The sequence below is a fragment of the Streptococcus sp. DD11 genome, assembly GCF_001578865.1.
Lineage (GTDB): Bacteria > Bacillota > Bacilli > Lactobacillales > Streptococcaceae > Streptococcus > Streptococcus panodentis.
The window spans coordinates 241346-253183 of record NZ_KQ969395.1 but is presented as its reverse complement, the minus strand read 5'-3'; the positions used below and the strand labels follow the sequence as shown (position 1 = coordinate 253183).

Genomic DNA, 11838 nt, shown 5'->3' with positions numbered 1-11838 from the left:
ACTCGGCGGCTCTATCTGCTGTTCGGGCTTGTCATGATGTTGTTTTTAGCCCTGATTGCGCGTCTGGGCTACATGCAGGTGGTCAATCAGGACTTTTATACAGAAAAGCTGGCCAAGGCCAGCAAGACCAAGATTACCACCAGCTCGGTGCGGGGGCAGATTTACGATGCTGCGGGTACGCCCTTGGTGGAAAATACGACCAAGCAGGTCGTGACCTATACGCGGGATAATCGGCTGACAGCAGGTGAAATCCGCGAGACAGCTCAGAAACTGCTCGGATATGTCTCTGTTTCAGATGCCACGGTCACAGATCGGCAGGAGGTGGACTATTATCTGGCCGACAGCAATGTTTACAAGGAAGTCGTTGACAAGCTGCCCAAGGATAAAAAGTTTGATGCGGATGGCAACCGCCGGTCTGAGTCTGACATTTATAAGGCAGCGGCTGAAAGCATTGATCCAGCCCAGCTGGGCTATACGGACGAGGAGAAAAAAGCAATCGTCCTTTTCAGCCAGATGAATGCTATTTCCAACTTTTCCACTGGAACAATCCAAACGGATGCCCTGTCTACGGAGCAGGTAGCTATTCTGGCATCCAGCAGTAAGGAGCTGCCGGGGATTAGTGTGTCAACTGGCTGGGACCGCAAGGTGCTGGATACTTCTCTGGCTTCTATCGTGGGAAATATTTCCACCGAGAAGACCGGTCTGCCTGCAGAAGAAGCGGATGCCTACCTGAAAAAGGGCTACTCGCTCAATGACCGGGTGGGAACCTCTTATCTGGAAAAGCAGTATGAGTCAGTTTTGCAGGGCAAGCGAGCTGAAAAAGAGATTCATCTGGACAAGAACGGCGACATGGAGAGCGTTGAAACTATTTCCGACGGCAGCAAGGGGGATAATCTCAAGCTGACCATCGACCTGACCTTCCAGCAGGGTGTGGAGGATATTCTCAAAAATGCCTTCAATGCAGAATTGGCCAGCGGCAATGCGACCTACTCAGAAGGAGCCTATGCTGTGGCGATGGATCCGAATACAGGGGCTATCTTAGCCATGGCAGGTGTCAAGCACGATACGGAATCAGGAAATGTGTCTGTCGATGCTCTAGGGACCATGACCAATGTTTTTGAGCCGGGCTCTGTCGTCAAGGCGGCTACTCTGACCTCTGGCTGGGAGAATGATGCCATCAGCGGCAATCAGGTCCTGACTGACCAGCCCATTAGCTTTGGCGGTACGGATACCATCACTTCCTGGTTTACCCAGTATGGTTCGCGCGCCATCACAGCTCAGGAAGCCTTGGAATATTCTTCTAATACCTATATGGTGCAGGTGGCGCTGAAAATGATGGGAACGCCTTACTCCGCCGATATGAAGCTGAATTTTGATGAGCTGGATTCGTCTATGAAAAAGCTGCGCTCGACCTTTGCGGAGTACGGCTTGGGGACGGAGACTGGGATTGACCTGCCCAATGAATCCGCAGGCTATGTCCCTGAAAAATTCACCTTCGCCAACTATCTGACTAATTCCTTCGGCCAGTTTGACAACTACACGACCCTGCAGCTGGCCCAGTATGCTGCTACGGTTGCCAATAACGGCAAGCGGATTGCTCCGCATTTGGTTGAAGGCATCTACGGCAATAGCGACCAAGGCGGTCTGGGTGACTTGGTTGAAAAGATAGACGGCAAGGAGCTGAATCAGGTTTCCATTTCTGAGGACAATATGGACATTATTAAGCAGGGCTTCTATCAGGTAGTGCACGGCAGCAGCGGCTTTACGACTGGACGGACCATTTCCCAAGGAGAGTCGGTGCCTATCAGTGCTAAGACGGGGACGGCTGAGACCTTTGTGGACAAGGGCAAGAAAGAAGCCATCAATACCAATGTGGTGTCCTATGCACCTGCCAGCAATCCCCAGATTGCGGTGGCGGTCGTTTTCCCCCACAATACCGACCTATCTTCTACAGTCAGCCACAGCATCACCCGCGATATTATCAATCTTTATAATCAACAACACCCTATGAATTAGCGCTCAATGAAAATCATCATCAAACGGGGAAGACTAACAGCAGTCAGTGCTCAAGTACAGCAATCTGGTTTGAGGAGATTTTTTGAGAATAGAGAAAGGATTTTATGCTTTACCCCACTCCTATTGCCAAACTGATTGACAGCTTTTCCAAGCTGCCTGGTATTGGCATCAAAACAGCCACTCGTCTGGCTTTTTACACGATTGGCATGAGTGATGATGATGTCAATGAATTTGCCAAAAACTTGCTGGCCGCAAAGCGTGAGCTGTCTTACTGCTCTATCTGCGGCAATCTGACCGATGAGGACCCCTGTGCCATCTGTCAGGATGAATCGCGGGATCAGACGACGATTTTGATTGTTGAGGACAGCCGCGATGTGTCTGCTATGGAAAACATTCAGGAATACCACGGTCTCTATCACGTCCTGCATGGTCTGATCTCTCCTATGAATGGTATCGGACCGGATGACATCAATCTCAAAAGCCTGATTACCCGGCTGATGGACAGCGAGGTGGAGGAGGTCATCGTGGCTACCAATGCAACGGCCGATGGCGAAGCGACCTCTATGTATATTTCGCGCGTCCTGAAGCCTGCCGGGATTAAGGTGACCCGCTTGGCACGTGGCTTGGCAGTCGGCTCTGACATTGAGTATGCGGACGAAGTGACCTTGCTCAGGGCCATTGAAAACCGGACGGAGTTATAAGAGTGACAAGATTTTCTGACCAATCCGGTCAGGGAATCTTTTTTTATCCGGCAGAATATGGTATACTGAAACAGTCTAAAGGCTGGGGATTCCTCAGTCCGACTCTTTGAAAATCGAAGAAGATGTTAGGGTCTTTTCGTTTGCTTTATCTGCAATCAGGCGGTGGAGGTATTTATGGCCCATCGATCTTCCTCTTATCCCCTGTCATTTTCGATTTTCTTTGAGCAGCAAATCAATTTTTAAAAAAGGTTAGGATGAAAAATGAGTAAAAAAACCTTGATTTTACTGTACGGCGGCCGGAGTGCGGAGCGGGAAGTATCGGTCCTGTCGGCTGAGAGTGTTATGCGGGCGGTCAATTATGATCAGTTTGCTGTCAAGACCTATTTTATCAGCAAGGACGGGGACTTTATCCGGACTCAGGCATTTGATAGAAAGCCGGCTGCGGATGTCCGACTCATGACCAATGAGACGGTGGAGCGTTCCCAGCAAATCAAGCCCAGTGACATTTATGAGGAGGGGGCGATTGTCTTTCCGGTCCTGCATGGCCCTATGGGCGAGGACGGCTCGATTCAGGGATTTTTGGAAACCCTGAAGCTGGCTTATGTAGGCACTGCTGTTCTGGCATCCAGTCTGGCTATGGATAAGATCAGCACCAAGCGGATATTGGAGTCGGCAGGGATTGCCCAAGTACCTTATGTGGCTGTCATTGAAGGGGAGGATATTGAGGAAAAAATCGCCCAAATCGAAAGCCAGCTGACCTATCCGGTCTTCACCAAGCCATCCAATATGGGCTCCAGTGTCGGTATTTCCAAGTCTGACAGTCGGACGGAGCTGCGGGCAGCGCTGGAGCTGGCCTTTAAATATGACAGTCGGGTCTTGGTGGAGCAGGGGGTCACTGCGCGGGAGATTGAGGTCGGACTCCTAGGCAACTACGATGTGAGGAGCACTCTGCCCGGCGAAGTGGTCAAGGATGTGGCTTTCTATGACTACGAAGCCAAGTATATTGATAATAAAATCACCATGGATATTCCGGCCAAGGTGCCGGATGAGGTAGCGGCCCTCATGCGCAAAAATGCAGAGACAGCCTTTCGGGCTTTGGGCGGACTGGGTCTGTCCCGCTGTGATTTCTTCTATACGGAAAAGGGCGAGGTCTTCCTCAATGAGCTCAACACCATGCCGGGCTTTACCCAATGGTCTATGTATCCGCTGCTTTGGGAAAATATGGGCCTGACTTATGCAGACCTGATCGAAAAATTAGCTGATTTAGCTCAGGAAGCCTTTGAAAAACGCGAAGCGCATCTGCTGTAAAATATGGTATAATGAAAGAACTGAAAACTTTCGGTTCTTTCTTTTTGGGAAAATTCCGAAAAAATAGAGGAAGACTATGCAAATAAGTTTATATGAAGCGGCAGAAGTTCTGGCTGCTAAAAATGATGTAAGAGCTTTTAGCGATAGGGTTCTGACCAAGCCTGAATTTGACAGCCGTCTGATTGAGGCGGGAGACCTCTTTGTGCCCCTCAAAGGGGCGCGTGACGGCCATGATTTTATCGCGGCTGCCTTTGAAAAGGGAGCCGCAGCCACCTTGTCTGAAATCGAGCTGGATCAGGGCCCTTATATTTTAGTCGATGATGTGCTGGCGGCCTTTCAGCGTCTGGCCCAGTATGTACTGGAGAAAATGCCGGTGGATGTGCTGGCAGTGACTGGCTCTAACGGCAAGACGACGACCAAGGATATGCTGGCTCAGCTTTTAGCTTCCACCTACAAGACTTACAAAACTCAGGGAAATTACAATAATGAAATTGGACTGCCCTATACGGTCCTGCACATGCCTGATGATACGGAGAAGCTGGTCCTGGAAATGGGACAGGATCATTTGGGAGACATTCATCTCCTGTCTGAGATTGCCAGGCCCAAGACCGCTATCGTTACTCTGATCGGCGAGGCCCATCTGGAATTTTTCGGCAGCCGCAGGGAAATTGCTCAGGGAAAGATGCAGATTGCAGACGGCATGAAAGAAGGAGGGCTGCTCTTGCTGCCCGCGGATAAGCTTGTCAACGACTTTCTGCCTCAGACACAGCGGCTGGTCCGCTTTGGTCCGGATGCGGATATTTTCCTGACCCGGCTGGAGGAGCGCAGGGACAGTCTGACCTTTGCGGCCAATTTCTTAGAAGAAGAGATCTTCCTGCCGGTGACGGGCAAATACAATGCCAGCAATGCCATGATTGCAGCCTATGCAGCCCTGCAGGAAGGGGTGAGCGAGGCGGCTGTCCGTCAGGCCTTTGCCCAGCTGGAGCTGACCCGCAATCGGACGGAATGGAAGAAAGCCGACAATGGTGCAGATATCCTGTCGGATGTTTACAATGCCAATCCCACGGCTATGCGGCTGATTTTGGAGACATTTTCCACCATTGACGCCAATCCCGGCGGCCGCAAACTGGCGGTACTGGCGGATATGAAGGAGCTGGGAGCGGATTCCCGCTCGATGCACGGCTCCATCATTACCAGCCTCAATCCTGAAGTGATCACTCAGCTCTTTCTCTACGGGGATGACATGGCTGCTCTCTATGACTATGCCAAGGAAATTTTCCCGCCCGGTCAGGTCCGCTATTTTGTCAAAACCGCTGACCAAGATCAGTTTGACCAGCTGACCGAGGCAGTCAAAACCGCTCTTCAGCCTGCCGACCAAATCCTGCTCAAAGGCAGCAATTCTATGAATCTGGCCCGTCTGGTAAAGGAGCTGGAGGGGTGAGGAGCGGATGGGATTAGAGACTGAGCGATATGATTGATTCCCTGAAAATAACGAGTTGAAAAAGAAAGAGAGATTATGAAAGATTTTTTAACAAGAACGCAAACGGCACCGCCGCCGATACCTTTTCTTTGGTATGGTATCATGATTGCTTTGGTGCTGCTATCGATTTATGGGTCCTTTAAATACCACAGCAATCCGCGCTTTGTCAAGCTGTTCAAGTGGATTCAGATTGTCCAGCTGATTGCCCTTTATACTTGGTATTTCGGTTTTCGCATTCCTTTTGCCAACAGCCTGCCCCTGTATCACTGCCGGCTGGCCATGTTTGCAGTTGTTTTTCTGCCGGATAAATGGCGGAGCAAGCAGTATTTTGCCCTGATGGGAGCCAGCGGAGCGGTCTTTGCGCTGGGGTATCCGGTTTTTGATCCCTATGATTTTCCGCATATCACCAGCTTTTCCTTTCTGATCGGCCACTATGCCCTTCTGGTCAATTCTTTGGTCTATCTCTTGAACCACTATGACAAGACCCTGCTCAAGAAGTATATGATTGTTGCCTATACCTTTATCCTCAACCTCTTCCTAGTTGCGGTCAATCAAGTGACCGGCGGCAATTACGGCCTTCTGAAAAGCCCGCCTTTCGTCCCCAATGCCCCCCTGTGGCTTAAGTACCTCCTAGTATCCCTTATCCTGTCTTTGGCTTTAGTCCTCTTTGACGAATTGTTTAAGCGCCGGTGGAAGAAATTGGTGCCGGTTTATCAAAGAGCTGACACTTAAATTTTAGGTGGAACCCAACTTTCTGCTAGTTTATGCTGACCAGAAAAAAAGTCCCTTCATTTCTTAAAATGAGGGGATTTTTCATAGTTTACTTGTCTCATATAGTGTTTCAGGTTTTATATAAAATTGGAATAGGCTACAGTTTCCATGAATTTTTCTTTCCTATTCTTGTTTTTGTACAAATTATTGTACTATAAAAAAACGAAAAAACAAGAATTGCAGAAGATTTGAAGATTAGGTTTGGTTTGAAATAGTTGTTAGCTTTATCTTAAGCACTAATTTTTGTTGGCTAATTTTTGGAGAAACAAATTCCCTCCAACCATTTGAAAAAAAGCCTTAAATCCGCTATAATAGGTAGGTTGAAAGGAATCATGACAGTCCAACGTGAGATAAAAAATCAAGACAATCGTGTTAATATATTTAAAAAAGAAAGAGAGTGCCATGACTTTACAAGAAGAAATTAAGAAACGCCGTACTTTTGCCATCATTTCCCACCCGGATGCGGGGAAGACGACCATCACCGAGCAGCTGCTCTATTTTGGCGGTGAGATCCGTGAAGCGGGGACGGTCAAGGGCAAAAAGACTGGCAATTTTGCCAAGTCCGACTGGATGGATATTGAGAAGCAGCGGGGGATTTCGGTGACTTCCTCTGTCATGCAGTTTGACTACGAGGGCAAGCGGGTCAATATTTTGGATACGCCGGGGCACGAGGATTTCTCGGAAGACACCTATCGGACCTTGATGGCGGTGGATGCAGCCGTTATGGTCATTGACTCGGCTAAGGGGATTGAGGCCCAGACCAAGAAGCTCTTTGAGGTGGTTAAGCACCGCAATATCCCTGTCTTTACCTTTATGAACAAGCTGGACCGGGACGGACGCGAGCCGCTGGATTTGCTGGAGGAGCTGGAGGAGATTCTGGGGATTGCCAGCTATCCGATGAACTGGCCCATCGGCATGGGCAAGAGCTTTGAAGGTCTCTATGACCTTTATAATGAGCGCTTGGAGCTCTATAAGGGGGAGGAACGCTTTGCGACGCTGGCTGAGGGAGACCAGCTCTTTTCTTCCAATCCGTTCTATGAGCAGGTCAAGGAGGATATTGAGCTCCTGCAGGAAGCGGGCAATGAATTTTCCGAAGAAGCTATTCTGGACGGCAGGCTGACACCGGTCTTCTTTGGCTCTGCACTGACTAACTTCGGTGTGCAGACCTTTTTGGAAACCTTCCTCAAGTTTGCCCCAGAACCGCACGGTCACAAGAAGACGGACGGCGAGGAAGTCGAGCCGCTCAGCCCGGATTTCTCCGGCTTTGTCTTTAAGATTCAGGCCAATATGGATCCCCGCCACCGCGACCGCATCGCCTTTGTCCGCATTGTTTCCGGTGAATTTGAGCGCGGTATGAGCGTCAACCTGCCTCGGACCGGAAAATCAGCCAAGCTGTCCAATGTGACCCAGTTTATGGCTGAGAGCCGGGAAAATGTGACCAATGCAGTGGCCGGTGATATTATCGGGGTTTATGATACGGGGACCTACCAAGTCGGCGACACCCTGACTGTTGGTAAACATAAGTTTGAATTTGAACCCCTGCCGACCTTTACGCCAGAAATTTTCATGAAAGTTTCTGCAAAGAATGTCATGAAGCAGAAGTCCTTCCACAAGGGCATCGAGCAGCTGGTCCAGGAGGGAGCTATCCAGCTCTATACCAACTATCAGACCGGCGAATACATGCTGGGCGCGGTCGGCCAGCTCCAGTTTGAGGTCTTCAAGCATCGCATGGAAAATGAATACAACGCCGAAGTGGTTATGAATCCCATGGGCAAGAAGACCGTCCGCTGGATTTCCCCGGATGACCTGGACGAACGCATGTCCTCCAGCCGCAATATCTTAGCTAAAGACCGCTTTGACCAGCCCGTCTTTCTCTTTGAAAACGACTTCGCCCTCCGCTGGTTTGCGGATAAGTATCCGGATGTAAAATTAGAAGAGAAGATGTAACGCAGCAAGCCTACTTGATTGCATCGCAATCTAAGTAGGCTACGGCAAGTCTTATGAGACTTGCCTAGCTGCCTTACTAACTACGTTCGATGAATAATATCGATTCATCGAACTCCGTGTCGTAACTCTAAAATCGTATCCTTATTTTAAGTTTTGCTTGGCTGCATAGTAGGCCATGTCTGATGAGACCATGTCTAACTGCCCTACTAACTTCGCCAATCGAATGCTATCGATTCGATTGGCTTCGTGTTGTAACTTTATAAATCAAACTCCTTGTTGTAACGCCTATATTATCTGATTTGATTCTGTAGGACTGAATGATTTGCTGAATCTGAAACTGCTGATTAGCTGACGGCAATCGCTATGGCGGCCTGGCTTAGCATACGGTTTCTAAACCAATCTAATGTTTGACAGACATTAGAAAACCGCCAAGGAAGCGCGAACTTGTAGAAATATCAGAAAGGACCTCCCATGTTTCTGGAAAGAAAATTGAAAGACCAGTCCGTCTGGATTAATATTGATTCGGATGAAGTCAAGAAGAATGCGCAGATTTATCAGGATTATGGGATTGATCAGGAGACCATTGAGTATGCGCTGGATAAAAATGAGCGGGCTCACATGGACTACAACCGGGAGAATGGAACGGTGCTTTTCATCTACAATGTTCTCAATTTAGCGACGGACAAGGATTATTATGAGACCATTCCTATGACTTTCATCGTGCAGGAACGACGGTTGATCACCATCAGCAATCAGGACAATGCCTATGTGGTGGATATGCTGAGGGCCTACACGGAGCAGCATGAGCCGGTTTCAATCTATAAATTTCTCTTTGCCGGGCTGGAGCTGATTTCCAATTCCTACTATCCGGTCATTGAGAAGATGGACAAGTCCAAAGATGACATCAACCGCCTGCTGCGCAAGACGACGACCAAGAAGCATCTCTTTGCTCTGTCTGACTTGGAGACTTCTATGGTCTATCTGGTCGCTGCGGCCAAACAGAATCGCATGCTGCTGGAGCATATCAAGAGCCACGGTATTTACCGCTCTTTTGATGAGACAGAGAAAGAGCAGTTTGACGATGCCATGATTGAGGCCCGCCAGCTGGTTTCCATGACCGATCTGATTGCCCAGGTTCTCAGTCAGCTGTCTGGGTCCTACAATAACATTTTGAACAACAATCTGAACGATAATTTGACGCTTCTGACCATTATTTCTGTCCTTTTGGCAGTTTTGGCAGTTATCACCGGCTTTTTCGGCATGAATGTGCCTCTTCCTCTATCAGATGACAAAAATGCCTGGATTTATATTGTTGTTATCAGCCTCATCCTCTGGGGAGTCCTGACCAAGGTCCTCAAATGGGTGGCGAATAAAAAATAAAAGTGGTGCAGAAGCTGCCTCCAGTCAGGCAGCTTCTGCACCACTTTTTTGTCTTGTGCGATATTCCAGTACCCAGCCGATCATCCAGAGGCCGACTAATAGATAATTTTCCACCCAGCCCAGCAGATTGGCTTGATTGATCTTAGCTAGGTAGCCAATCAGGTGGTTGGTGCCAAAGCCCAGTCCGCCCAATATCAATGCTAGAAGAGTCATCCGCAGATAAAACCAATCGTACTTGATGTTGACGGCTATGCGCAGGGGAAGGATAGCCAGATTCCAAAAGCCGATTTCCCGCTGCCAATATGGAGCCAGACCGTAGACCGACCCATACTCTTCGAAAATCAAATTCAAACCACGTCAGCGTCGCCTTGCCGTACTCCAGTACTGTCTTCGGCTAGCTTCCTAGTTTGCTCTTTGATTTTCATTGAGTATCAGTTTCCAAAAGCTGGGGATGGAATAGCTGAATCAAGGCCGCTCCCAGCATAGCCAGGATGAGCAAGATAAAAGTAAATCTTAAAAATTTGTTCATCGTTTTCTCCTTATTTTTATTACTATTATAAATAAAGGGGCGTAGGATTTCAAGAAACTTCAGCCAAAAAATAAATCTTACGCACAAATCCTATCTTTTGGCCTGGCTTTGTGGTATACTAGATAGGTTGCAAGTGACTAAGTTGATTTTCACTGAATGAGAACCAGCAACGCGGGTTGCAGATAAAAAAAGGATACAAGCTATCCAGCTAATCAACGACCCATCATTCTCTTGAGAATTAGCTGCTACTCAAGAGCAATCCATGCTGTTCAAGCTTGATTGCACAGAGTAAAAATGCCTGATAAGGTGGCTTCGCACTGCCTTTAGAAAGAAGAAGAACATTGAAATTTAATGAATTACATTTGTCAGCTGAACTGCTGGCAGAGATTGACAAAGCCGGCTTTGTAGAGGCCAGCCCTATCCAAGAGCAGACCATTCCGCTGGCTATGGCCGGCAAGGACGTGATTGGTCAGGCTCAGACCGGGACCGGTAAGACTGCGGCCTTTGGCTTCCCGACTCTGGAAAAGATTGACACGGACAATCCGACGGTGCAGGCTCTGATTATTGCCCCGACGCGGGAGCTGGCTGTGCAGAGTCAGGAAGAACTCTTCCGCTTCGGCCGCAGCAAGGGTGTCAAGGTCCGCTCGGTTTATGGCGGCTCCAGCATCGAAAAGCAAATCAAGGCTCTCAAGTCCGGTGCCCATATCGTCGTCGGGACACCGGGCCGTCTTTTGGATCTGATCAAGCGCAAGGCCCTCAAGCTCAATCATGTGGAAACCTTGATCTTGGATGAGGCCGATGAAATGCTTAATATGGGCTTTTTGGAAGATATTGAGTCCATTATTTCCCGCGTTCCGCAAGAGCGCCAGACCCTGCTCTTTTCGGCTACTATGCCGGATGCTATCAAGCGTATTGGAGTCCAGTTTATGAAGGATCCTGACCATGTCAAGATTGCAGCCAAAGAGCTGACGACTGAGCTGGTGGATCAGTATTATATCCGTGTCAAGGAAAATGAAAAATTTGACACCATGACCCGGCTCATGGATGTGGACCAGCCAGAGCTGTCTATCGTCTTTGGCCGGACCAAGCGCCGGGTGGATGAGCTGACCCGCGGTCTCAAGCTTCGCGGTTTCCGGGCAGAAGGCATCCATGGCGACCTCGATCAAGGCAAGCGCCTCCGGGTTCTCCGTGATTTTAAAAATGGCGGTCTGGATGTCTTGGTGGCAACGGATGTGGCTGCCCGCGGTCTGGATATTTCTGGGGTCACTCATGTCTATAACTATGACATTCCGCAGGATCCAGAAAGCTATGTTCACCGCATCGGCCGGACCGGCCGTGCCGGTAAGTCAGGTCAGTCCATTACCTTTGTGGCGCCGAATGAAATGGGCTACCTGCACATCATCGAAAATCTGACCAAGAAGCGGATGAAGGGGCTCAAGCCGGCGACGGCAGAGGAAGCTTTCCAAGCCAAGAAAAAGGTAGCCCTCAAGAAAATTGAGCGGGACTTTGAGGATGAAACGGTCCGCAGCAATTTTGAAAAGTTTGGCAAGGATGCCCGCAAGCTGGCCGCTGAGTTTTCTCCGGAAGAATTGGCCATGTATATCCTGACGCTGACCGTGCAGGATCCGGACTCTCTGCCGGAAGTAGAGATTGCCCGTGAGAAACCTCTTCCTTTCAAACCGTCAGGCGGCGGATTTGGCGGCAGA

General features: G+C 49.1%; 8 protein-coding genes and 1 pseudogene. 8 read left to right on the top strand and 1 reads right to left on the bottom strand.

The genetic code is table 11. The features are described 5' to 3' along the window. The 7 genes from pbp2b to STRDD11_RS08910 all read left to right on the top strand — a co-directional run. Positions 1-2016 (top strand): penicillin-binding protein PBP2B (gene pbp2b, locus STRDD11_RS08940; protein ID WP_164828444.1); only part of this gene is annotated, 2016 nt, incomplete at its 5' end. 104 nt (positions 2017-2120) lie between these two features. After that, a complete protein-coding gene (gene recR / locus STRDD11_RS08935; protein ID WP_128837029.1) occupies positions 2121-2717 on the top strand; it encodes a recombination mediator RecR in 597 nt (198 codons plus the stop codon). Between the two features lie 261 nt (positions 2718-2978). Beyond that, entirely contained in the window at positions 2979-4025 is a 1047-nt protein-coding gene (locus STRDD11_RS08930; RefSeq protein ID WP_128837028.1) for a D-alanine--D-alanine ligase, read from the top strand. Between the two features lie 76 nt (positions 4026-4101). After that, positions 4102-5466 (top strand): UDP-N-acetylmuramoyl-tripeptide--D-alanyl-D-alanine ligase, encoded by a 1365-nt coding sequence (gene murF / locus STRDD11_RS08925; RefSeq protein WP_128837027.1) that lies wholly within the window; start codon positions 4102-4104, stop codon positions 5464-5466. Between the two features lie 75 nt (positions 5467-5541). Beyond that, complete coding sequence (locus STRDD11_RS08920; protein WP_128837026.1) at positions 5542-6237, top strand: YwaF family protein; 696 nt, start codon at positions 5542-5544, stop codon at positions 6235-6237. Positions 6238-6678: 441 nt separating this feature from the next. Further along, entirely contained in the window at positions 6679-8223 is a 1545-nt protein-coding gene (locus STRDD11_RS08915; RefSeq protein ID WP_128837025.1) for a peptide chain release factor 3, read from the top strand. 471 nt (positions 8224-8694) lie between these two features. Then, positions 8695-9603 (top strand): magnesium transporter CorA family protein, encoded by a 909-nt coding sequence (locus STRDD11_RS08910; protein WP_128837024.1) that lies wholly within the window; start codon positions 8695-8697, stop codon positions 9601-9603. A 24-nt stretch (positions 9604-9627) separates the two neighbouring features. Here STRDD11_RS08910 and STRDD11_RS08905 read toward each other — a convergent pair. Further along, a pseudogene (locus STRDD11_RS08905) lies at positions 9628-9927 on the bottom strand (hypothetical protein); the annotation flags it as partial. Positions 9928-10473: 546 nt separating this feature from the next. On the opposite strand from STRDD11_RS08905, the gene STRDD11_RS08895 reads away from it, so the two are divergent. Further along, on the top strand, positions 10474-11838 hold a 1365-nt coding region (locus STRDD11_RS08895; RefSeq protein ID WP_164828443.1), incomplete at its 3' end, for a degradosome RNA helicase CshA.